General features: G+C 50.9%; 20 protein-coding genes. All 20 read left to right on the top strand.

Annotated elements, in window-relative coordinates; genetic code table 11:
- The first annotated feature begins 74 nt into the window (after positions 1 to 74).
- The 20 genes from BBD42_RS01200 (at position 75) to BBD42_RS01105 (ending at position 24226) form a co-directional block, all read left to right on the top strand.
- Entirely contained in the window at positions 75 to 2243 is a 2169-nt protein-coding gene (locus BBD42_RS01200; protein ID WP_099516653.1) for a transcriptional regulator, read from the top strand.
- 132 nt (positions 2244 to 2375) lie between these two features.
- The gene (locus BBD42_RS01195) at positions 2376 to 2801 is read left to right on the top strand and encodes a hypothetical protein (protein ID WP_056039302.1); all 426 of its coding nucleotides are present in this window, start codon (positions 2376 to 2378) and stop codon (positions 2799 to 2801) included.
- Between the two features lie 135 nt (positions 2802 to 2936).
- Positions 2937 to 3395, top strand: a complete 459-nt coding sequence (locus BBD42_RS01190) for a J domain-containing protein (protein ID WP_099516652.1) — start codon at positions 2937 to 2939, stop codon at positions 3393 to 3395.
- 39 nt (positions 3396 to 3434) lie between these two features.
- Positions 3435 to 4007 (top strand): FHA domain-containing protein, encoded by a 573-nt coding sequence (locus tag BBD42_RS01185; RefSeq protein ID WP_099516651.1) that lies wholly within the window; start codon positions 3435 to 3437, stop codon positions 4005 to 4007.
- Between the two features lie 113 nt (positions 4008 to 4120).
- Positions 4121 to 4648: an FHA domain-containing protein gene (locus BBD42_RS01180; protein WP_099516650.1), complete on the top strand. Its 528-nt coding sequence runs from the start codon at positions 4121 to 4123 to the stop codon at positions 4646 to 4648.
- Positions 4649 to 4661: 13 nt separating this feature from the next.
- Entirely contained in the window at positions 4662 to 5522 is an 861-nt protein-coding gene (locus BBD42_RS01175; protein WP_099521385.1) for a protein phosphatase 2C domain-containing protein, read from the top strand.
- 33 nt (positions 5523 to 5555) lie between these two features.
- Positions 5556 to 7472 (top strand): PP2C family protein-serine/threonine phosphatase, encoded by a 1917-nt coding sequence (locus BBD42_RS01170; protein WP_216364908.1) that lies wholly within the window; start codon positions 5556 to 5558, stop codon positions 7470 to 7472.
- 49 nt (positions 7473 to 7521) lie between these two features.
- Positions 7522 to 8814 carry a normocyte-binding protein gene (locus BBD42_RS01165; RefSeq protein ID WP_099516649.1) on the top strand — a complete coding sequence of 431 codons (1293 nt, stop codon included), beginning with the start codon at positions 7522 to 7524 and terminating at the stop codon, positions 8812 to 8814.
- Positions 8805 to 9500, top strand: a complete 696-nt coding sequence (locus tag BBD42_RS01160; protein ID WP_099516648.1) for an iron-dependent peroxidase — start codon at positions 8805 to 8807, stop codon at positions 9498 to 9500. Before BBD42_RS01165 ends, BBD42_RS01160 begins: the two co-directional genes overlap by 10 nt.
- A 687-nt stretch (positions 9501 to 10187) precedes the next feature.
- Positions 10188 to 12944 (top strand): acetate and sugar kinases/Hsc70/actin family protein, encoded by a 2757-nt coding sequence (locus BBD42_RS01155; protein ID WP_481855956.1) that lies wholly within the window; start codon positions 10188 to 10190, stop codon positions 12942 to 12944.
- A gap of 202 nt (positions 12945 to 13146) precedes the next feature.
- Positions 13147 to 14037 (top strand): DNA and RNA helicase, encoded by an 891-nt coding sequence (locus BBD42_RS31660; protein WP_172455353.1) that lies wholly within the window; start codon positions 13147 to 13149, stop codon positions 14035 to 14037.
- 43 nt (positions 14038 to 14080) lie between these two features.
- Positions 14081 to 14653, top strand: a complete 573-nt coding sequence (locus tag BBD42_RS01145; protein WP_172455352.1) for an RDD family protein — start codon at positions 14081 to 14083, stop codon at positions 14651 to 14653.
- A gap of 99 nt (positions 14654 to 14752) precedes the next feature.
- Positions 14753 to 15352, top strand: a complete 600-nt coding sequence (locus BBD42_RS01140) for a hypothetical protein (protein WP_099516645.1) — start codon at positions 14753 to 14755, stop codon at positions 15350 to 15352.
- Complete coding sequence (locus BBD42_RS01135; protein WP_237163320.1) at positions 15349 to 17295, top strand: contractile injection system protein, VgrG/Pvc8 family; 1947 nt, start codon at positions 15349 to 15351, stop codon at positions 17293 to 17295. The genes BBD42_RS01140 and BBD42_RS01135 overlap by 4 nt, the downstream gene beginning before the upstream one ends.
- Positions 17292 to 18014: a hypothetical protein gene (locus tag BBD42_RS01130; RefSeq protein WP_099516644.1), complete on the top strand. Its 723-nt coding sequence runs from the start codon at positions 17292 to 17294 to the stop codon at positions 18012 to 18014. The genes BBD42_RS01135 and BBD42_RS01130 overlap by 4 nt, the downstream gene beginning before the upstream one ends.
- On the top strand, positions 18014 to 18538 hold the full coding sequence (locus tag BBD42_RS01125) for a hypothetical protein (RefSeq protein WP_237163319.1): 525 nt from the start codon (positions 18014 to 18016) through the stop codon (positions 18536 to 18538). Before BBD42_RS01130 ends, BBD42_RS01125 begins: the two co-directional genes overlap by 1 nt.
- A gap of 117 nt (positions 18539 to 18655) precedes the next feature.
- Positions 18656 to 19012, top strand: a complete 357-nt coding sequence (locus BBD42_RS01120) for a DUF4280 domain-containing protein (RefSeq protein WP_237163318.1) — start codon at positions 18656 to 18658, stop codon at positions 19010 to 19012.
- Positions 19013 to 19045: 33 nt separating this feature from the next.
- Positions 19046 to 21931: a contractile injection system protein, VgrG/Pvc8 family gene (locus BBD42_RS01115; RefSeq protein ID WP_172455351.1), complete on the top strand. Its 2886-nt coding sequence runs from the start codon at positions 19046 to 19048 to the stop codon at positions 21929 to 21931.
- Between the two features lie 11 nt (positions 21932 to 21942).
- Positions 21943 to 22359: an SUKH-3 domain-containing protein gene (locus tag BBD42_RS01110; RefSeq protein ID WP_099516640.1), complete on the top strand. Its 417-nt coding sequence runs from the start codon at positions 21943 to 21945 to the stop codon at positions 22357 to 22359.
- 625 nt (positions 22360 to 22984) lie between these two features.
- Complete coding sequence (locus tag BBD42_RS01105; RefSeq protein WP_099516639.1) at positions 22985 to 24226, top strand: YwqJ-related putative deaminase; 1242 nt, start codon at positions 22985 to 22987, stop codon at positions 24224 to 24226.
- The last annotated feature ends 21 nt before the right edge of the window (positions 24227 to 24247 follow it).

Here is a 24247-nt window from a genome sequence, read left to right as displayed (position 1 = left end):
GAAATAGCTTTGCCGCCAGTGGACGGCTTTAGCTGTTTACGCTTGTTTCAGCCTAAAATTATGCGCCATGCCTAATGGACATTATTAATCAGACGAACCGAACTATTCTTTTTGAGGAAATTAATCCCGAAAAACTGGACTTGATAACGCTGGTAGGCGACGTGAAAGGCATTGATAGCCTAAGCGACGACAAGGTAAAGGAACTGAATACGAACCTGCTCGTTCGCAGCTTCGATGAGTTTCTGGACAAGTTCTCGCCTAGCGTCTATTCCTTTTTCAACGCAGCGAACCAGAAGGTCGTTTATTCCTTGAAGAAGCCGGAGGGGCTTGCCGAGGATCAAATTTCAGAAATCAAGATCGACCAGCACAACGATTTTCTGAAAATGCTGTTTACGCTCATTGATGCGAAGCGCAGCCAAGGCATCTCCAACGTAGATTTCAAATTCGAGCATTTGCTCGACATGATTTCCCCGAAGAAGGTAATGGACGATATTCGCCAAGTGCGCAAAGAAATCCATTACTTGTACAGCCAGTACGAGAAGCTCGACGATGGCGATCCGAAGCAGCTGGATATGGGCGACAAGCTCAATGTGCTCTTCGAGGAAGCGAGCAAGAACTATAACAATGTTATGGCGATGCTTCCACTCGCAATCGAGGATATTAAGACGCGGCTGCTCCTTGGCGGCTCGCAGGAAGAAAATGCAAGCGAAGCGGTGCAAATCGGTTTGCTTACGATCGGCGAAAGCGGCGAGCTGAAAATCATTGAAGCACCGAAAAGCGACAGCCAGGAGCTGATGCTGCTTGATGAGAGCAGCGGCAGCGCACTCTCCGAAGTGTTCGCGGATGATTACGGTTCGGTGACGGATTCGCCGTCGGCCTATGTAAAGGATTTGGTTGTGCGTACGTTCTCGCCGCTGCCAGCTGTACAAGCAGATGTGGATACAGCGACAGAAGTGAGAAACTACAACACGTACCTGGAGTTTTACAAAACGGCGAAGGATGATTTCGTCAAAACGGTTAAGCCGCTTGTAGAGAAAATTTTGGGCGTAAAGATGTTTTTCGACCAATATACAAGCAAAAACAAAGGTATGGCGCCGTCCCTGCTTATTACGAATAATAAGCTCGATATGACGGTAAAAAGCAGCAGCATTACAAGGCTGGAAACGTACCTGAACACCGTGAATGCGAAAAATGATTTTTCCGATACGATTTGGTTCGGCATCGTGCCTTCCGTCGAGCTGGAAACAGCCGGAAAAGTAAAAGTATCGCGTGAGCGCTTCAAAGGCAACGAGCAAGTAGTGAAGCAGGACGGCAACAGCATGGAGTCGTTATCTTCCTTGCTTCAAGTGTTGGGTGAATACAAAATTCAAGTCTTTTTCAGCTTTGAGACAGGCGAAGAGACGACCTTCAGCAACATTGCCACTGCGGGCATCGACAAGTATTTGGACAAATGCAGCGTGCTGACCCGCAAATCCTACAGCGAATTCGCTATTCCTACCGTACCGAACTTCACCATTATCCCGAAAGACAAGTCAGGCGTTGTCATCGATAGCCGCATGCTGCAAACCGAATATGGCGTCCAACTGTCGCAGGAGAAGGAAGACATTTTGCGCCTGTGGATTGAGGGCGTTTATGTAGGCGCAGCTTATGTTGCTGCCGGCCTTGTTTCCGCTTATCAGTGTCCGGAATATTTGCGCGACCAATACAAAACGGTCAGCCGCGAATATCCAGGCGTCCGCTTCGACATTGAAGCAGGCGACAATGCGCTTCGCGTTCCGACGACGATGGCGAAGGAAATTTCGGGCTTCACGAACAACATCAAGGATGCGATTAATCGCAAAAACTTCGGCTTTATTTTCTCCTCGGAGAACGCGCAGTTGCAAGCGAAGGACATCAGACGCATTACGGTATACAAAGCGAGAAGCCTTGCTACCTCGGAGGACGGATTTGACTCCATCTATAAGACGCTTGTCAGCACTTATGTTGAGCGTATTCTCCGCTTCCAGACGGGCGACTTCAAGCATGAAAATATCGTGAAGTTCTTCAGCAACAATCCAAGCAGCCAAAAAAGCAAATGGCTTGGTTCGCGCGGCTATACGAACTCGATTATTCATGATGGCGATGATATGAGCTTCATCATTGATGAGAAGAGCAATCTTTGCCACATTGATCTCGTGTTCAACGGCAATGTGAAGAACCTTGAAGTGATGATTACAAAAGGAACGACGCCGGTTAAGGCGTAACGCCTTTCGCTTAAAGCAAGTCCCCAATCGGGTGTTAAAGGAGAACGCCTTCGGGCGCTCCCCTTTCAACATATATAGAACTCGTCAGGCGCTAGCACCTGCGGGTACACCATTTCAAGGAGGAATTTTAATATGGGATTTAAGTTGACGATTGAAGGCGCAGAAAAAATCGAGCTGGGCTTGGACAACATCCAAACCGTAAAGTATGACACAGATACACCGGATGATTCCAATGCACGCTCCACTGATGTAGGCGCTACGCTTCGCATCAGCGGCAAAATCATTACAGCAACAGACGGCGACGCTTTTGACGACACGCTCAAACTTGCGAACTGGTCGCTCGTTCCTGCTGAAAAAGCAGACAGCTACCGCAAAGTAACGCTGGAAGTTATTTCTGCTGACCAAGTGGTTCGCAAAATCCACTTCCCGAACGCATTCGTTGTTGACTACACAGAAAGATTTGGCGACACCGAAGGCGTCGGCACTTTCGAACTGTACATCAAGCAAAAGAAAGACAAAACCGAATTTACAGCTATCGACGGCGGTTACCCGCTATAAGGCCTGAATTCGGCAGTGCCCGCTCGCGGGACCCGTTTCCTATAGAGCAGGCTAGCAAATTCAAGAGGCATATATGCCTCTTGAATTTGATTAAAGGGGTATTTCCCATATTTTGAAAAGTGATGAGGGAGCCGAATGAACAACTATTATGACGTTTTAGGCGTCCCGAAAGAGGCAGACGCAGCAGCGATCAAGCAGGCTTATCGCAAGCTGGCCAAGCGCTATCATCCTGATACGAATGGCGGCAGCGCGGATGCGGAACGCAAATTCAAGGAAATTCAGACAGCCTACGAAACGCTGGGTGATCCGGCTAAACGGAGCAGCTACGATGAGTCGCTTTCCGGCAGAGGGCATGCAGGCGGGGCGAAAGGCAGCGCTGCGGGCATGGGCGCAAATGCGGGCAGGAAATCGGCTGGCGGAGCAGCGGGCATGGCAGGAGGTGGCGGCGATGGAACACCGCTGTCGAAGCAATTTGAGCAGTTTTTCGGCTTTAAGCCGCAGGGCAAGGAAGGCATGACGGAGAAGCCTGGCGGCAAACCAAGCAATCCGCTGGATACGACGGATTTATTCAATCGCTTTTTCGGCAAAAAATAAAGCGGTGCCAAGTGTTCAAGGAAGCGGGAGAACGGAGGAATGACGGTGAAGGCGACGGCTGTTTCAGGTCGTAACCCGAGCGGCAGATCGGCAGGCATTATAGCCCTGGATATCATTATCGCCATTCTGGCTATTGAAGCTTTATATTATGCCTTCTTCATCAATGAAGACAAAATGCTGCAAGGGGCAACCGGCGTAATCGCAGGAATTTTAATCGTGGTATGGCTGGCTTTCAAATGGAGGCCGCAATGGAAAAGTGCAAGCAAAGCAGCAGTGATTACCCGGCTCGTCATGATAGACGAGGAGGGCGAGCGTTTGAAGGAATGGTACATAGATGGAGAAACCTCGCTATTGATCGGCAAAAGCTCAAGCCGCAGCGATGTGGATGTAGACCTCTCTGATGCCGAATATGCGTCGATTATCAGCCTGCAGCATGCGGTGCTGAACCACTCTAAAGGCATTTGGTATTTGGAGGATTTGGATTCGACGAACGGCGTGGGATTGCGCAAGTACAACAATAGCGTCATTACGAGAATTGACAATGAGCAATCATACCGCATAGATAGCGGCGATTTGATTGTCATTGCGAATACGAGGCTGCTCGTTAAATAACGAAAGGCAGCTGTACATAACGAAGAACATACCGCGAGACGCGCGTGCAAGCAGCTGTGGAAGCAGCGGCAGCGGCGTGCGTTTACGATTAAATAGACGGGGGAAGAGCTTAGATGAGTTTGACAAGATGCCCGAACGGCCACATGTTCAGCACCAGAAAGCATGGCAATTTATGCCCTTATTGCAGTATTAGCGTCGAGCCTGCGGCAGTGAGGGGCGGCGACCGCAAGGCGGCCCAGCAGCCGGAGACGGATGATAAGACGATGCCTTATTTGGGCGAAACGAAGGGAATCCATCCGGTAACGGGCTGGCTTGTGTGCATTGAAGGTCCGCAGCTTGGCCAAGATTACCGCATTATGGCGGAGAAAAATTTTATCGGCCGCTCGGAAGAGATGCATATTCGCATTATTGGGGATAACACCGTCTCCCGCCGCAATCATGCCGTTATCGTCTACGACCCGAAAAAACGCAATTTTTATTTGCTTCCAGGCGATGCTTCCGGTCTTGCCTACCACAACAATGAAGCGGTTTATTCCCCTGTCGAGCTGACCTCCTACGATGTCATCCAGCTTGGCCATAGCAAATTTATTTTCATTCCGCTGTGCGGCGCCCATTTTGAATGGGAAGACAGTTCAGGTTAAGCCGATGATTATGATGAGGCTGATGGATATTCCTCCGGTCATTATATTGCTGGCTTTTCTGGCTGTTATAGCAGCGCTGCTGCTCATTCGGCGGCGCCTGCTTGTAAACAGTCCGGCGGAAGCAGAGCCCGCGCATTCGGTACAGGAGCTGCCAATTGGCAACGGCCAGACGATTGGCGCAAGAAATGAACAGGATGATTATTTTGCCAGTGCCGAGACGCCGCAAGGGGTTGTAGCGGTGCTGGCCGATGGGATAAGCGGCCTTTCCAACGGCCGAATGGCAAGTACGGTGGCGGTCACAACTTTTATGCGGCAATTTATGAATGTCTCCGCTGAGAAGGAGATCGCCCCTTTTATTTCCAAGGCAGCGAGGCTTGCCAATAGTGAAATTTTGCGGCAGCTGGGCGGTGCGAGCGGCGGGACGACTCTGGTCGTTGCGGTAATGCGCGGCCTGAAGCTGTATTGGGGCGCAGTGGGCGACAGCATTTTGCTTATTTACCGAAATGGCGATTTCATCCCGGTTAACCAGAAGCATACGTATGCAACGCTGCTGGAGGAACGTTATTTGTCCGGCGAAATTTCCAAGGAAGAGGCACTTGCGAATCCTCAGCGCAAGCAGCTCATTAACTATTTAGGCTATGAGGGCTATCAGGAGATGGAAATCGGCGAGAAGCCCTTCGAGCTGCGGCAGGGCGATAAAGTGCTGCTGTGCAGCGACGGTCTATACAATACCTTGTCGGAGGTGGAAATGGAGGAGGCGCTGAAAAAAAGCCAGAGCCCCCATGAAGCAGCCGAATACATGATTGAAGCGATCGAGAAAAAACGTTTGGTCAATCAGGATAATGCCACCGTCATTGTGCTGGAGGTCTGGTGATCGGCGGCAAGCGACAAGGATGCGGAGGTACAGATGAGAAAGGAAAACAGCAGCTTCAAAACGGATTTCCTGTCGGAGGCAGGGACGTTTATGGAAAATCGGGATTATTTTGCTTACGTCGAGCTGGATGACAGAGCCTGCTGGATTGTCGCGGATGGCTGCGATAACGATGTGGAGGTGCGCAGCGCCGAAATGGCAGTGCAGTGCCTGCTTGAAAACTTCACGCATAGGCCGACAATGTCAAAGCGCAAGCTGGAGTCTTATTTGCAGGAAGCGCAGGATTGGCTTCGCCTCGAAAGCCGGCGCGTACGGCTGAAGGCGAGCCTGATTATGGTCGTTACGGATTATACCCGCATCGTATGGGCGGTAGCGGGCAATGCGCGGCTTTATCATTTTCGCGGGGGAAGGCTGCTTGGTCAAAGCAAGGATTTATCTTTAGCGCAGGCGATGGCGGATCGCGAAAGCATTTCCGCCTATAAGGTAGACCGTCACGAGGAGCGCCATAATTTGCTGCAATACGTCGGCAAGCCGGAAGGCTTAGAGCCGTTTATTTCGAAAAAGACGGCGCTAAATGACGGCGACGTGCTGCTGCTCGTTACGCCAGGCATGTGGGAAAGCGTGGACGTTCCTGAAATGCTGGATTCGCTGGAGGATACAGAGGACCCGACCGCGCTCGTCGATACGCTTGAGGAAGTGCTGCTCAGCAAGCAGCAGCCGGTCATTGGCAATTATACGGCGGCCGCTGTCTACGTAGATAAAGTGTACAAGGAAGACAAGAAAAAATGGAGCAAATGGGTGAAGCGGATTGCGCTGGTGATGATTCCGGTCATCATTGCGGCCGGCTTCGCTATTTATTATAAAAGCCGGACTGCGGCGCGGATGGCGGAAGGCCTTGCCAATATGCTGGAATATGAGCAGACGGGCGACACCTACGTCGAGGAGCGCAATTATGCGCAAGCGCTGAAATCGTACAGCGAAGCCCGTGCCGAAGCCAAGAAGCTTAAGGATAAAGTGCATATCGCCTTATATGGCGTGAAATACAAGAAGGTCGATCTCATCGTCGCCGGAGACGGGTTTTTGAAGGACGGCGACTACGAGAAGGCGCTGACGCAATACAAGAAGGCGAAGGAAGAGACGAAAAATGACGGGCTCTATGACCAGCAGGAGTTGGATCAGAAAATAAGCCAAATCGATGAATATGTCCGCATCGCCGCGATTGTGCAGGAGGCGGATTTGAAGGCCGAAGGGCAGGATTATTCGGCAGCGGTGCTGCTCTACAAGCAGGCGCGCAAGGCTGCGCTTAATGTGGGATTTGCGGACGGCGAGAAGGAAATTAAGACGAAGCTGGATGAAGCCGAGGCGAAAATTGCCGAGCTTGTGAAGGAGCAGAAGCTGCTGAAGGCCGAGAATTTGGAGAAGCGCGGCGACCGCAGCTTTGCCGCCGGCAATTATGAGGCGGCGATTGACGCTTATACGCAAGCACAGGCGATTTATCAGGAAATCGCGGTGCTGGAGCCGGTGTTCAAGCTGGAGCGCAGCATCGGCAAGGCGGAGGATAAGCTGAACCCGGTGCCTAGCCCGGCAGCGGGCGGCGATGCCGGCATGGGGGATGGTGGCGGAGCGGGCAGTGACGGAACGGGAAGCGGCAGCGAAGCGAATAGTGCTGCTGGCGGAAGCAGCGCGGGCAGCGGCAATGCGAGCAGCAGCGCGGGCAACAATAGCGGAGCAAGCGGCAGCGGCGGTACAGGCAACAATAGCGGAGCAAGCGGCAGTGGCGCAGATGCTAGCGGTGCAGGCGGCACTGCCAATAGCACGGCCGATGCAGGTTCGTCAGCCGGAAGCGGCGCGGGAACGGGCGGCGGTACGGTTGACGCTACTCCGGCGGCAACGCCAGCGCCAACTAAGGCGCCCGATCAGGAGGCAACGCAGCAGGCGAATACAACGGGCTAGCTGCACCAGCTAAGCCAAAGCACAGCAGCCAGCAGGGAGGGAGAACGGAATGAAGGACATCATACAGGATCGGCTTAGCCGGATGGAGGATTTGGAGCAGCGAAAAATATTAAAGCAGCTCATGACCAGCATGTTCAACGGGGTCGTCGATTATCAGGAGAAGATGAACCGCGAGCTTGAGCAGCGCATCTTCGGAGAACTGGGAGCGGGTGACGACAAAAATGATATTTTCGTCACCGTCTGCGCGCGAGAGGATATCGATCCGATCCATGATTTTTTGTATCCGATGCTGCCGGGAGACGCCAAGCAGCCGGAAATTCCGCTGCATGACATTATTGCAGGCCTAAGCCGCAAGCAGGAGTGCAAGCTGCTGACGGTGTTTATGGAATGCAGCTATCCCGAGCTGAATGAGCTGCTGGCACGGCGCCGCATTTTTCAAGGGAAGATGGAAACGAATCGGGGCAGCTACGCCATAAGCGCTCGCGCGGAGCGCAGCCAGACCTACACGGGCGAGATTGAGCGGCTTTATGATGTTTTTCAAAAAAATGGCATACCGTGGAAGACGTTAAATCATCCTTACGCCTACAAGTTTATAGATCTCGTACTGACTGGAAGCGACCGCATTCCGGAGGAAGACGAGGAAATTTTAGAAATTAGCGTCGATCTGGAGCAGTATGAGCGGTTTAAAAAGCCGGACATTGTGCCGCTATGGAACATTGAGCGACTGGAAATTCGCAACAGCGGCTTTCCCGTTCCGGCGGCGGACCGCATCAATTACGAGCATGTGCTGTCGCTGCGCAAAACGGGAGCGGATCACGGCTATCTCGTAGATGGCGATGAGCAGGATGTCCGTTACATCAAGCGTTCCGCCGAGGATTTGACTGTTGTCAGCCCGAAGGAGGCATCCGGCGTATGGAGCGTTTGGAAGCTGACCCAGCCGATTATGTCGCAGGTTGGCAAGCTTGATTACCCCTTGTTCTCCAATCGCAGGCGTGAAGGCTTCATTGGCAAATATGCCCGCCAGCAGTCGGTGGCGGTGCGGGCAGTCAGCGAGCTGATGCGGCTTGTGCATTCCTTCGAGGCTGCGGATGCGCTGGAGCTGGCAAGCGCCGAGGTAGATGGCAAGCCGCTCGGCCGCAGCGGGCAGACGTATGGAATGAACCCTTTCATCAGCGATAATATCCGCTCGGAATCGGGCAAGAAGCGGCTGAAGCTGACCTTTCGGAGGCGCGGGGCGGCGCAGGCCGGGGCTGATTTTGTGCTGAATGATGTGATGAGCTTTATGGTATCTGAAATTCAAATGCATTTTCCGGAATATAGCTGCGAAGGAGAATGGGCTTGAACTACGTATGGGATTTAGTCATCAAAACCGAGCAGAAGGGGCTTGCGCGGAAAGGGCTTTATTTTACACCGGCCAAAGTGTATTCGCCTTATATGGAGCTGAGCTTGCCCGATCTGAATGCGTCGCTTGTGGATCGGGAGATTGAGGTTAATGCGGATTACCGTTTTACGGATATTTTTGACGGCATGTTTGATTTGGATTATGAGGAATGCGCAGAGCTAAGAGTGGCGCTGTTCGATATTATGATGCACTTTCTCGCCGATGTGGATTTATCGCAGGGGATGAACCTGAGGGAATATTACATCCGGTTTATATTGCGGGATATTGAGGATGGCCTGTTCGGCGACGAGGTGAAGCATGGGCTGACGCTGTTTACCCAGGGCGAGCGGGAGGTTATTGCGGCGAATTTGCTGCGGCTCTATGAGACGGGCGAGGCGGTTTATCTATTGAAGGATACGATGCGCAAGCTGTTCAAGCGCTCGACGATATATGTGAATTGCGAAGAGAAGGACGAGCTTGTGTTTTACGTCGGGCAGAAGCGGACGGAGGCAGTCGAGGCGCGAATTGAGCTGGTGCGGCGGCTGTTTCTGCCTGTGCGGTTTGTGACCGAAATTTATTGGGAATATCATTTTGGCCTGCTTGATGTGGAAGAGACGATGCAAATCGACCGCATTGCGCTCTATTAGAGACGAAGGAGGAGGGCTGTCATTATGCGCAGCTATACCTATAAATTAACGAAGCCCGGTGCTGAAAATAACGCAGGAGCGCGGCCCCAGGGCGAAGCGGCGGCAACCCGCGAAGCGGAGCAGTCCCAAGGCAGCTACGACGAAGGAGCTGCAATAGCTGCCGGGGACAAAAGAGCAGGAGGCCCGAAAGGCTACGGGCAAGGGCAAGACCCAGCCCAAGGCGATCAAGGCGGGTATAGCCAAGGTTCGGGAAACAACGATGGATATGGACAAGGCCAAAACCAAGGCTATCCGGATGGAAACGGGCAAGGTGCTGGCAATCGTGGTGGAAACGGCGGATACGGCGGAAACGCTGGGTACAGTGGAAACGGGCAAAATCAAGGTCAAGGCGGCCGCGGGCAAGCAGGCGGTTATGGAAATGGCGGCTTGGATGATGGTGGCTATGGCAATGCCAATGGCAGCACGAACGGAAATGGCAATGGGAACGGGAATGTTAACGGTAACGGAAGGGCGGCTGGCAATGGTCCAGCGGCAAAGCTCGGCGGCAGCTACTTGGATAAAGAGGATGCAGCTAACACTGGCAATGGAATTGGAAATGGGAGCAGCAATAACCGTTATTCCAGTAACGGCGCAGGCGGCAATGGCGATATGCGGGGAGCTTCGGGAGCAGCGCGCCAGCCATCTGGGATGAGAACGCATTATGCGCCGCCAGGAGCGAAAGGTCTCGGCCCGCAAGCGGGGCAAAATGCCCGCGGTGCAGCGGCAAGGCGCTATTCGCTTGCTGAGCTTGAGCAAATGACGACGCATCAGCTGCGCAGTATTTGCCATCAGGAGCGCATTGTCAAAGGTGTTGTCGAAGCGCAGAGCCGCGAGGAGCTCGTTCGCATTGTGCTAAAATATCGCGGCGCAGATGAAAGCCTGTTTATTGATGAATACGAGGAGCAGGGCTTTGAGCGGCTCGAATATGCGTTGCAGCATTATTTAAATACGCCGCTGCGCGATGCGGCAAGCATCCACATTCCGGCGAAAATTACGATCTACAACGGCCTGCCGCTGGGTCGGCGGGATGGCTATCAGGTGCGTGCGCCTCATGTGCCGAGCGTGTGCGAATCGAATGTGCTTATTGTCAATGAGCAGGAGGAAGTGTGCGGGATTTTGCGTCTGGTAAAAGATGGATTAGAGCCAGGCGTCTTTATGCTGTGCGCAGATAAAAATACGGTGTACCGCCGGACGGCGAACCGCAATTACAGCCTGCTGCTGTTCCGCAAGCAGGATTCGGAATATTTATATAAAGCCTATTACAGCAATCGGCTGATGCCGCCTGCCAATTTGCATTACTGGCGCATGCCGGTGTCCGAGCTGGACATTCGCGAGGTGGAGCAGACGCAGGCGGTGCTTGCGATTGACTTCGGCACGTCGAATACGACGGCGGGCGCATTTCTCGATTATGGCTTTATTGCCGAGCCGAGCAGCCATGATATTTTGAACGGCAAGCTGCGGCTGGGAACGATTAATTATGTATCCTTTGCCAAAACAGCTGAAGGCGATGTCGCTGGCGGGGACTTTCTTCATTCTGGCGGCAGTGGAATGGGCGTTGCGTCCACGGCTGGCTGGATTGAAATGCTGCCGACGGCGATTGGTGTAGCCGATTGCGCCGATATGGGCGATATCAAATACACCTATGGGTATGAGGCGATGCGACAGCTCAAGCATAATGCGCATGCGGGGAGAACGAGCGTTTTTCTCGGGATGAAGCGTTGGGTGAATGGGATCGGCAAAATGGAGGAAGTAAGCGACGCCAGCGGCAATACCGCCGTGCTGAGGCGAAGCGAGCTTATACGCGCTTATTTGCTGCATGTCATTCAAACCGCAGAGCATCAGTTCAAATGCCGCTTTAAGCATTTGCATTTTACAAGCCCGGTGAAGCTGAAAGAGCCGTTTATGGCGATGTTCCAGGAAGTGCTGGACGATGACTACGTCATTGAAACGGAGCATGCGCTCGATGAGGGCATGGCCGTGCTGTACAACACGATAGCTGATCAAATCGAGCAGGATCGTTACATGGAGGGCGAGACGTTCGAAGCGCTCGTAATCGATTGTGGCGGGGGAACAACGGACCTATCCTCGTGCCGCTTCCGCATTGAGGAAGGGCGAATCTCTTACAACATCGATATTCGCACCGCTTACGAGAATGGCGACACGAATTTTGGCGGCAATAATCTCACGTACCGGGTGATGCAATATATCAAAATCGTTTTTGCCGATTATTATGCCCGAGGCCGTGTCTTGACGGATCTCGATGAGCTGATCGGCATACCCGGCGCGGACTTGTTCCGCCATGTGGATGAATATGGCGTTACCGCGGTATATGAGCCGCTGGAGCAGCGGTACCGGGAAGCGGAGCGGGTGCTGCCTACGCGCTTCAAGCAGTATGAGAACCGGACGCGTGACGATTATTGGCGGGTACGGCGCAATTTTTATTTTTTATGGGAGCTGGCAGAGGAGCTTAAGGTTGCGTTCTTTCGCCGGACGAGCACGTTCCGCAGAAAGTTCGAAATTGCAGAGCAGACGGCTCGCTCCGGGCGGATGGATCGCGGGGACAATGACCTTGAAGTGATGCCGATTGCCGGCTGGTGCTTGTCGCTCAATGAAGGCGGCAGGTTCACCGATCGCCATGACAGTCCGGATGCGGTGTTCACGGTCAATGAAATGTCCAAGCTGCTGAGGGCAGATATTTATAATATTGTGCGGGCGTTTTTGGAGGATTTTTATGAGGATGGCCGTTTGCAGCAGTACGCCATGATCAAGCTGACCGGGCAATCGTGCCGAATTGAGGCGTTCCGCGAGGCGCTCAAGGAATTTGTGCCGGGACGCAGCATTGAGTTTGGGCTGAAAGCAGATGAGGCGGGCAAGGTGCCGGAGCTGAAGCTGGCATGCCTGCGCGGGGCGATCCGGTATTTGACGGCGCGCAAGCTGGGCCAAATTCAGACGACGGTGACGCGGAGCGCGCCAGTCGTGCCGTATACGGTGACGGCCTATACGCATCAAGGCGGCGAAAAAGTGCTCATCAGCAGCATGGAGCAGCTTAGCCGGATGCGGGGCGCGGTGTCGCGGCTGATGCATGTGTCGGAGGTCGCTTTTTATCTCAAGAGCGGGGACGACAAGCTGCAGCGCAAATACGTGTATGATAACAGCCGCAGCGTTTACAATGCCGCGTTATATGAAGAAATCGCCGCCTTGTACGGCGAACAGATTCCGCAGGAGGAAACGGATTTAATCGTGAATGGGGAAGTGAAATTTTTCGTCGTGACGGGCGAAAATCAATGGGGCTTCCACATCGTTCCGGTCGCGCGGATGCAGGAGCAGCTCTTGCTGGGCGAGAAGCGGCTGTTCACATTCGAGGATGATTTATCGGAGCTGGATTTCTTTGACGGGCTGAAATAGATAGCAATGAAGAGATAGAGACAGAGCTAGAAATAAAGATAGAGCTAGAAATAGAGACAGAGATAGAAATAGAGACAGAGATATAAATAGAAATAGAGATAGAGATAGAGATAGAGACAGAGATAGAGACAGAGATAAAAAGATACAAAGAAAGTGCAAGGAGATTAGAAAGGTGAAATAGACAGGAAGGAAGTGAGCGTGCATGTTTGCAGACCGCTATCCCAGCTTTCAGAAGGGCCGGATTCTAAAGACGGAGATGCTCAGCAATTTGCGGGATTACCCGCGGCAAATGTTCGACATCCAGTACAGCAGCTATTCGAATGGCATTATTTGCGGGGCCGAGGTGCTGGTGGGCGAGGAAACGCTGACAATCAAGCGCGGCATCGTCAAGCATAACGGGCGGCTGTTCAGCCTGGAGCAGGATTATGAGCTGCCTTATTCGGCAACGGGAAATGAGACGCTGATTAAAATCCGTTTCCCATCGGAGCCGAGTGTACGCAGTGATATTACGAGCTATGAGACGGAAATCGTGCTGGAGCCTGCTGGCCAGCTGCGCGGGAACGAGCTTGAGCTGGGACGGTACAAGCTCAAGCCGGGCGCAAGGCTGCGCCAAAGCTATGAGGGGTTTCATGATTTGATCACCGAGTACAACACGGTGCAGCTCATTCATGTCGAGCATGCCGCTTACGGGCGCAGCACGATGGACCCGATCGTCATGCGCCTGTACGGAGAAGAGCTGCTGATGCGCGGCTGCTCTGATCCGCATGACATTTCGTTTGCGATGCTGTGCCTGAATGAAGGAACGGTGGCGATGCCGGTCATTGAGCATTATGTAGCCGCAAGGCTGGGGCTGGAACGCCGAGGCGTGCAGCGGGGTTTTCATATGGGAGCGAAAGGCGGTTCAGGCGCTGGAGCTCATTCAGCGGCTGGCCGCGAACGGATGGGCGATACGGGGAAATTCGATGACCCGCCTCCAGTGGACCGGGACCAGCTGTATGGCAATTTGCGCCGAATACTCGGCAGCGTGCATCGCGGAGGAGCGGCGAAAGGCGATCTTCGCCCAGGCGGCATGCGGCGGATGCTGGTGGATTAAGGAAGTTCAAATACATGAGAGATCAGACACAGGAGGCCATATTTTGGTTTATGCAGGTTTTTGGAAAAGGTTATGTGCGTATTACATTGATGCTTATATTATTACAATCATTAGCTATATAAGTGTATTAGCTTTAATGCTCTTTTTTAGTGGTTTAAATGGGCTGTCGTTCTCTGAATTTACGGATAACAATGAAACGAATGGCTTTTTTATTGGGGTATTTCTCTTGATTCCTTTCATTCTGATCGTAACTTGGCTTTACTTCGCGTTCATGGAAATGTCGCCCGCTCAAGGGACACTGGGGAAAATGGATCTTGGCATCATCGTAACCGATGAGCGTTTTGAACGTGTGACGTTTGGCCGCGCGACGGGAAGATTTTTTGGAAGAATCTTATCTGGAATGATTTTGTATATCGGTTTTCTTATGATTCCATTCACAAGCAAGAAGCAAGGGCTGCACGACAAGATGGCAAAAACCTATGTGGTGGATAAAAAAGTTCTGCTGCTGGCAAAGCAGTTTGGTCTGGATGTGCATCAGCCGCCGTTTGTGCAGTATCCGACGTATTCCGCATATACGCCAGAGCAGCCACCGTTGGCGCCTTTTGGGAAAGAGTGAGTACGCTTTTTCGGAACGAATTCTCTTTTTTAACAAAATAAAAGCTTAGAAGCAGGTTAGTCCAAGAATAGGCTAGATGACTTGAAGGAGGACGACAAGTTGGAACATGCTGATGAGAAAATATTGAAATTGCTGCAAGAGATGGAGACATTGGAGCAACCCAAAACGATTCATGCCGAGAGTATTCGGATCGGGGTGGAAAACTATGTGTTTGAACCGGTTTTCTTTTTCGATGAGCGTTTATCAGTGCATCTGCCAAGCCAGTTTACGGATATGGATGAGCAATCGCGGAAAGCCAAATATCCGTATGAGGAGCGTCCTGAGATTATTAAGGCAAATGCGGATGGAAGCATTGCTTTTACACTGAAATATGTGGATGAGGACTTAAGCGATCCATGGGTAGATGAGCTTACGAATGGCATGAAGGGCATGGTTAAACGGGCGAATCCGTCTAATGTTTTTTATACGACAGAGGTGGAGGAAATCAACGGAAAGCGAATTGGCTTTTTTGATTTCAAAAGCTCGGCGCTCGACGGCTATCTGTATACGATTATGTTCTTCCTCGCACTGGACGGTCAGGCGGTTATCGGGTCCTTCACATGCCCATACAGCTTGTATGCCGATTGGCGGGAGATTGCTTACCAAATGCTGCAAAGTATCCGGGTATACGAAGAAGCAGAGGAAGAGGTGCAAGCATGAGTGAACGTACAGAAAGACCGGCAGAGCGAGTAGGACGTATGGAAGCACGCGGAGCAAAGCAGGAAGCTGGTGGCACGGAGTTTATGGCAGGTCATGCTGCGGCAAGGCCGATGGCTCGCAAGAAGCTAGTGGAAGCAAGAGCGGCTAGACCTCAGAAACAGGCGGAGGGGATGGAAAAACACGAAGCTAAACCATCGGTTCAAATGGGGAGTGCGGATCATCTTGAGGCAAGGCCGTCAGGCCAAGCGGAGCGTCTGGACAATCGTGAGGCAAGAGCAGCAGGTCAGATGGAGCGCGCGGAGGGTCATGCTGCAAGACCATCAGGTCAAGCCAAGCATGTGGAGAAGCAAGAAGCACACCCCGCAGCTGCAATGGCGCGCATGGGAAGCATGACATCCGGTATGTCAGGTCTAGTAGAGCGTGCGAAGGGCCGTGCAGAAAGACCGGGAGGACGAGCGGAGCGCCCGGAAAGTATGAGGATTCACCCATCCGCAGCCACCACCACCGCTATACAAAGCGAGAGTGCAAGCAGCCAAACGGCCCACCCGATTTACACCCTCGCAGACATACACATGACCGAAAACCCCTATGAGCAAATCACGGCCCTGACGATCGTAAAAGAAGTGAATGAGCATATTCAGCTGACGCTGAGTGGTATTGTGCCCGAGAGCAAGCTGGATGTCTATATCGAGCGCATCTCGGACAATGAGCCGATTGAGGTATACACGCAGACGGAGGAGAGCGGCAAGCGGACGCTTTTTCACGGCATCATTACGAACGCCCGCATTCAAGTGGTGCAAAACGTGCGTAAGCTGACGATCGAAGCGCACAGCCGCACGTTCCTGATGGATCTCAAGAAGGAAACGCGCTCCTACCAAAACGGGCAGCAAACGTATGAGCAGATTTTGAACCAGCTGGCGTCGGATTATCCGAATGCGAATGTCGTGGATGAAGCGTCGCAAGGCAAGGCGATAGGCGGCCTAATCATGCAATATCTAGAAACCGACTGGGCATTTGCTAAGCGGCTGGCATCGCATTTCAATATGCCGCTGCTGGCGATTAGCGCGATGCCGGGCATCCGTTTTTATGCGGGCGTGCCAGAGGCGGGCGGCGAGGTCGTGCTGACGGAGACAAACTATTCGATCCGCAAGGAAATGGGCGTCTACAAGCAATTGGCTGAAAATAGCAAAGCGAGCTTCACCGAGCAGGGCCGGATGATCTATGAGGTGACGAGCCATACCGCCATTGAACTGGGAAGCGCTGTTCAATTTCAGCGCCGTTCTTTGTTCGTATACCGGGTGGAAGCGCGCACGGAGCAAGGACTGCTCGTCTACCATTATGACCTACGAGAGCGGGAAGGATTTCGCTGCGGCACCCGTTATCTGGAGGAGATTACGGGTATTTCGCTATTCGGCACCATTGCTGGTGTGGAGAAAGACAAAGTAAAGCTGAAGCTGAAAATCGACGGCGGTGGAGCCGATACGTGGTTCCCGTATTCGACCGTGTATTCGTCGCCAGACGGAAGCGGCTGGTACTGCATGCCGGAGATCGGCGATGAGGCAAGGCTGTATTTCCCCGATGCGGAGGAGAAAAATGCGTTTGCGGCGAGCTCGGTCGACGTCGCATCTTCCGATACAACGAAGCGCAGCGATCCAGCGGTGAAAAGCATCAGTACGAAATATGGCAAGCAGATTGTGTTTCAGCCGGGCGCGGTGGAAATTATTGGGGGCGGTCAGATGCTGATGCGGCTGACCGACGACGGCGGAATTGAGATCAACAGCGATAAGAAAATTATGCTTACGGCTGTGGAAGATATTGAAATTACGAGCGAAGCGAACATTTTGATTCAAGGAGAGACGGGTATCGACTTGAAGCAGGGCGACGCGATGCTGACGGTGCAGGATGAAGTGACGCTGAGCGGCGGAAAGGTCAACATCGTATGAGTCAGGTGATGACGCGGGAAGAGGCGCTGGCAGATTTTTTGGAGCGGCATGTGTTTGATCGGTGGCAGGAAGATGTGCTGCTGGTCAATGACATTTACGAAGAACATCAGGAAGCGATTGATGCGGAGCTGGCGGGAGCGTTTGAGGCGTTATGCGTACAGGCAGCAGAGCTTCAAGCAGCGGAAAAACAAGGGAAGCTGAAATATATCTACATCTCCTATTTGCGTACGAGCATCATGGAAGGGCATTGTACGTACCGTTTGGACGCGTATGATGAACGCTGGCTGATGGATGCGTCCGGTTGTGCGGTGAGCTGGGAGCCAGCGTTTCTGTTCGCTCCGATGTTTGAGCGAGTCAAGCTGCTAGAAGCGGAGCGAGTTGCTTATGCAAGGAAGGTCACGCTTATGGATATCGACGACATTTGCCAGCTGGAAGCAGAGAAATGCCATACGCTGGCAATAGAATTCGTGCGTGGGCAGATGGAGAAGCTGATTCAGCTTGAAGCCTTTACAGCGCTTGCGAAAGCGGAAGGCTGGGCGATTGCGATGGGCGAGTACCGCGATCAGACGGAAATATTGGCGGAGGATGGTCATGGGGTACGCACACTGGATGAGCCTGACGATAGCGAGGACGCGGAAGAAGAGGAGCAAGAGCAGCGGCAAGGGCAACTTCAGAAGCAGCTTCAAGAGCAGCAGGATGGAAAGGACGGTGCGTCCTGATGGACTATTTTGTACTGAAGCAAGACAGCCGCTACACGAGTACGCCAATGCTAGAAGGGCTGCGGGAGAAGCTGGACATGCGAGATATGTATGCAGCGACATCGTACCGGATACCGGACAAGCTGCTGTTTCAAGTCAAGGGAGAGAAAGACAGCGTGTTTACGGATGTGCTGGATCGGCAGCTCTTTTTGCTATCGGATGGATTGAAGCGGTTAGTGGAGCTGTACGAGCCGAGAGCAGTATACAAGATGGTCATTTTAATGCATATGTTGACGCGTCGGCAGAAAACGTATTACTTGCCCTTTTTTGAGGAGCTGCCGTGTTTAAGTCCGTATGCCGAGCTGCATCAGGATCAGCGGACGATTAAGCATTTGGTGCTGGATCGGGAGCGTCTGCAAGGGAAGAAAATCTTGCGGGTGAGCGAAAGCGAATTGCCGCTGATTGTCGTAAGGCTGGATGTAGCGGAGAGCTTGCTGCGGCGGGAGCCTGTGGGCATTCGTTTGGAACGGGTGGAGCTGGTTTAGACCAAACGATTCGCAACCAGTTATAGCTTTTAACAAGAAAGAGAATAGGAAACGGTGACCGAAAAGGAGGAGAAGAGAATGGGAGGACAACCCGCATATGTGGTGCGAGGAGCAACCATGAGATGTACATGCGGCACGCATTCACGCCGAATCAACTTGCCAGAGAGCCATGGGTCGTATGTGAATGGCAAACCGATGATGAATGAGGACGATAATACCTCGGAGAACGTGCCGTATTTTGGCATATGTTTCAGTCCGAAAATGGCAGCGGGAGAGATCGTCTATTTAATCAGTGAGCAGGGAGAAAACATCGGAGGCCCACCCTGTATGCCAGAGATTTTTAATAAGTGGGTGCTGCCAAAGGAAAATGCGAAGGTAGACAACAAACCAGCGCTGACGACCCAATCGTTTCTTACGTGTGCCATGGAAGGTCGAATCTACTTTCTCTCGGACGGTCAGCACGATTCAGATTAGGTAGACGAAGGACAACGGGGAGGAGGGATGCAGATGATCGGTTATGATCGATTACGGGTAGAAGGCCCCTGCAAGCTGAAGCATATCACGGATGTGGCGATGAGCTGGAAGCCGGGCGAGCATGGGACGCTGCGGATTAGCGGAATCGTCGAGGAAGAGCTGCGGACGAATGCTACGCTAGAAGCGGTCTGGCAGGATAAAATTGCGTTGTACGACGAAGAAGAGGGCAAGCGGAAGCCTCTGTTTAAGGGAGTTGTCACATCCGTGCAGACGGTGCATCGCAATGGGGTGTACACGGTCGAGATCGAGGCGGTATCGGGAAGCATCTATAGCGATTTGAAGAAGCGGAAGCGATCTTTTCAAGATACGAGCCAGACGTACGGGGCGATTATGACCACCGTGCTTCGTGCGTATGCAGGCGGAGACGTGCTGCTTCAACAGGGCGAGAAGGAAAAGCCAGCGGAGCCTATCATTCAATACGAGGAAACGGATTGGGAGCTTACAAAGCGGCTAGCGAGCCAGTTCCAGTCGGTCGTCGTCTGTGATATATTGGAAGAAACGCCGAAGCTGTTTATTGGGATGCCGGAGGGGAAAGAGCATAAGCTGCCTGATGGCGCATCATACACGGTGAGCAAGGATTTGGCGGCTTTTCAAAAAGCAGGCGGGGAAGCAGCAGGTCTGCATGATACAGACTTTTTCGGCTATGAAATACAATCCAAAACGTTCTATCGTTTGGGTGATCGCTTTAAGATTCGGGGATATATTGAGCTGATCGTATCGTCGATGACGGCACGTTTGGAAAAAGGTCAGCTGATCTATCATTATCGGCTGTCGCGGGAAGCTGGGATACGAGAGCAGCCTATGATGAATCGCAGGCTGTCCGGCCTAACCCTGCAAGGAGAAATTCTGGCGGTAAAAGGGGAACAGGTGCAGGTTCATCTGGCGATCGATTACAAGCAGGACAAGGGAACGGCACACTGGTTTCGCTATGCCCCGGAGACAGGCAGCGCGATGTACAGTATGCCGCAAGTAGGGACAAAGGCGAATTTATATCTAGCCGATGCAGGCGGTCAAGAAGCCATTGTCACTGGCGGTGTGCGAACCAATGGGGCGAGTGCAGCAAAGACGGCCGATCCGAACAACCGTTATTTTGGCACGGAGCATGGCAGCGAAATGAAGCTGTCGCCGACGGGAGTCGAGTTTACAGGCGGAAGCAAGGAGCCGCTGTTTTTAAAGTTGGACGATGCCGTGGGCATTATCTTGAGCAGCCCGCGCAAACTGACATTGACGGCGAAGGAAGAGATTTCGCTGTTTACGCCAAAGCGTGTAGTCATTGGTGCGCAAGCGCTGCTGGTAGCAAAGAAGACGAGCGCACCAAGCGGGATCACGCTGGAAGGCGAGTATAACCTGATGGGGGCGCAGATCCGAACGGAAGGGAAGGATCGGACGAGCTATGCGCCATATGACGATGCGCCCGTAGAAGGAGAGCCACCTCCCCCACCGCCACCGCCGGAAAAACCACCGTTTAGTTGGGGGAAACTAGCGAGGAATGTGCTGGCAGGATTGGCAGTCGTCGCAGTAGTTGCGGTAGCCGCGGCGTTTACGGTAGCGACACTAGGAGCGGGAGCGGTCGTTGTCGGTGCAGTGCTAGCTGGAGCAGCCATTGCGGGAACCGCTGCGGTCGTGAGCCAAGCTGTATCCGATATTGCGCGCGGCGAGGTCAGCGATATGGGCACGTATGTGTCAACGGCCTTTCGAGAGACGGTCATTGGGGCGATATCTGGGGCAGTGTTTGGCCCATTTGGTCCGATGGCGAACCTAGGTGGACGAATGGCGTTTGGTGCGGTACAGAATGGGTTTGAGAGTGTCATTCGTCAGACGATGGAAGGCAAAGGATTTAGTTTTGGCACACTGGCACTGGATATGGGGATTGGCGGTTTAACCGGTGGTATAATGGATTCACGTTTGACGAAGGCAATTGGTAGCAAGATCGCTGGTGCGAAAATCGTGAAGACTTTGGGCAACGCATTTGGCGATTCGCTGAATAAAATGACGGGCTGGATTGGGAATGCCGCAGATGCAGTTAAAGCGAAACTGATACGTGATGCATTGGATATCAAGGATGCAGCAACTACAGGCTGGAAGAAGCTTCAGAATACTTTGACGAATAAGAAAATGGGTGACAATCTTGTTCCGGTAGGTCCTGGAGGAAATGTTAAACTTCATGAAAGTCCTGATTCGATACCTTCAAGTCCGTCACAGCATCATAAGGATTTCTTTAGCGAATCCGAGGCTGGTAAGAAGGAATTGGCGGATCGTTTGAAGAATGAGGCTGAAGCTGTTGCTGTAGCGCCAAAATTGTTAGATGATTATACAAGTGCAATAAAAAATGGTAGTAAGTATGGCCCGGATTTTAAACCATCAGTAACTAGTGCAGCAGTTGATGCGACTGATGTTTCTAGGGTTGGTTTCGGTTGTAGTGGTATTTATCAAAATAACCCAAGTATTAGTAGTAAGATATTTAGTTCGACAAATGAATATGTGGATTTCTATAGAAAAACATTAACTGATGAATACATTGATGATCTTATAACTAAAAATTCTTCTTATTTTAAAGGTAAAGATGTAAAATCTATTAAGGCTGAAATGGAGAAACTAAGAGCATTAATTCAAAAAACTAAGGACTTTGCAGCATCTGAGGGTAAATATTTTAAAAATAATGAAAGTGAACCAAGTATGCAAAATAACTGGCTTGTGGAAAATTGTGCAGAAGTTTGGGCTGTTCGTGATGCAATATTACAAGGTGCGAAAATTGAGAATATAGTATTAAGGTCAGTTGATGTTGATACTGGATTAGTTAAAGCATTTTGTAAGAATTGCAAGGTGACATTCGGTGATTTTATGAAATCAATGGGTTAGGAGAGAATATTATGAATATAAGCAGACAGACATTGATTACTTTGGAGAACGCGGGTTGGTATGAAGGCAGAAGTATTAATATTGAAAAAATTGAAGAAAATTTAAAAAAATTAGGTTATACTATTTTTGAAGAAGCAAAGCCTTTTTTGATGGAATTTGGAAACTTAATAATCGAAGATGAAGAAAATGAAGAGGTTCATGACACTAGCATAGTATTTACAGATTATTATGTATATGGAAGCTTCAAATCTGAAGAAAAATATGCTAAAGAAAAATTAATTCCTGTAGGTAAAATTGATAGCGGTTATTTAATATTATTTGTATCAGAAACCGGAAAAGTATATTGTAGTACTGGAAAATTGGGAGATACCCCATTGGAAGCTTGGGAAAATTTAATAAGTGGAAATGGAGGGCAAGAATGGGATTGATTTAAGTTCACTAGTGGTTACATAAACCTAAATCATTTTAAGATTAATAAGTTAAGGATACGATTTTTTACGACGGATTGGAGTATGAACGAGGAGTTAACTCAAATTGCTACATTAATTGTGATTATTTTTCGGGACGATTGCGCGTTATAAAGGTTGTGAATTTATATATGTAAGATAAAGATTTGTTTTAGATAGGAATAATAGCACATTATTTCAACTAATTAATGAATGCTTAAAAAGGCTAACTCCATTAGGTAACAACATTGGAGTTAACCTTTTTTTTGTATGACAATATTCGGATACGCATTTCTCGATAATGTCTATATTGTCGAGGCGACCTTTCTAAATTTTTGAACTACGAGCTGTTGGTTGGCTTTATTAACTATGTGTTCCTTGTCAAAACAGCTACGGTGAGCAAGGATTCTATCAACGTTGAAGGAGATGGCACCGTCAGTTTAAATTCAGTCAACACAAGTTGACGCTGACAACGAAGGAAGGCCATTGGCGTGCAAGCGCTTCTGGTAGCGAAGAAGCAAGTGCTCCAAGTGGGATCATGCTGGAAGGCGAGCTACCATCACCGCCATAAATACCAACATTCAGTTGAGGAAAACTAGCGAGGAATGTGCTGGCAGGATTGGCTGTAGTCGCTGTAGTAGCGGTAGCGACACTAGGAGCGGGAGCGGTCGTTGTTGGTGCGGTGCTAGCTGGAGCAGCCATTGCGGGAACCGCTGCGGTCGTGAGCCAAGCGGTGTCGGATATTGCGAGCGGCGAGGTCAGTGATATGGGCACGTATGTGTCAACGGCCTTTCGAGAGACAGTCATCGGGGCGATATCTGGGGCGGTGTTTGGCCCGTTTGGAGCATTTGCCTCATTAGGTGGACGTATGGCGTTTGGTGCAGTGCAGAATGGGTTTGAGAGTGTCATTCGCCAGACGATGGAAGGCAAAGGGTTTGGCTTTGGCATACTGGCACTGGATATGGGGATTGGCGGTTTAACCGGTGGTATAATGGATTCACGTTTGACGAAGGCAATTGGTAGCAAGATCGCTGATGCGAAAATCGTGAAGACCTTAGGCAACGCATTTGGCGATTCGCTGAATAAAATGACGGGCTGGATTGGGAATGCCGCAGATGCAGTTAAAGCGAAACTGATACGTGATGCATTGGATATCAAGGATGCAGCAACTACTGGTTGGAAGAAGCTTCAGAATGCCATGACAATTAAGAAGATGGGTGACGATCTTGTTCCCGCGGGTCCTGGAGGAAATGTTAAACTTCATGAAAGTCCTGATTCGATACCTTCAAGTCCGTCACAGCATCATAAGGATTTCTTTAAGGAATCCGAAGCGGGTAAGAAGGAATTGGCGGATCGTTTGGAGAATGAGGCTAAGAATAAGGGGAAAGATATTTTTGATAATTTTACACCTGAAGAAATTCAAAAACTCAAAAATCATGTATTAGAAGAAGCACAAATGTTAAAGGATATTGGTCTAACTAATAAGCAACTAGGTCCAGCAGTTGCTGGAGCCTATGATAGAAATACAGGTAAAATTTACACAGCAATTAATGATGTTGATGGTAAGGTACCCAAGGAGCTAAATGGTCTTATTGAAGACCGAATAGTTAATATGCCGGATGATGTGCACGAATCATATAAATTATTTACTCATGGTTCAGGATCTCATGCTGAAGTATATGCAGCTAATAAAGCATTGTTAGATAATCCTAATGCAAGTATAGAGGACATACTAATATATGTTATCAAACCTGGAGGATCTACAAAACCTGTAACAGATATTCCATTTCACACTTGTCCGCACTGTAATTATATTTTACAAGGTTTCCCTGTATTATCTGATTTATAATTTTTTTGTGAAGGGTGAAGT

Origin of the sequence: Paenibacillus sp. BIHB 4019, assembly GCF_002741035.1 — a bacterium.
Taxonomy (GTDB): Bacteria; Bacillota; Bacilli; order Paenibacillales; family Paenibacillaceae; genus Pristimantibacillus.
Note: the sequence above shows the minus strand (reverse complement) of the source record. Positions and strands in the feature narration are given on the sequence as shown.